A 255-nucleotide genomic window follows, 5' to 3' on the forward strand; every position below is an offset into this window, starting at 1 on the left:
TGTGTTAATGTTCCGGATTTCTTCTGATCCATAATCGCTTTTACTTTTTCTTTTGTAGCATCATCAAGATTCGCAAACATCTCCCCTCGTTTCCCTTTTTCAGGAAGGTTTACACCTAGTTCAGCTAGTTTCTCTTTTACTTGTTCATGTGTTAATGTTCCGGATTTCTTCTGATCCATAATCGCTTTTACTTTTTCTTTTGTAGCATCATCAAGATTCGCAAACATCTCCCCTCGTTTCCCTTTTTCAGGAAGG

At 38.0% G+C, this 255-nt stretch carries 1 pseudogene; it reads right to left on the reverse strand.

Annotated elements, in window-relative coordinates:
• Nucleotides 1-255: pseudogene (locus AAIE21_RS29525) on the reverse strand (hypothetical protein); the annotation flags it as partial.

The sequence above is a fragment of the Paenibacillus sp. 102 genome (assembly GCF_039549175.1).
In the GTDB taxonomy this organism is placed as follows: domain Bacteria; phylum Bacillota; class Bacilli; order Bacillales; family Bacillaceae_G; genus Bacillus_A.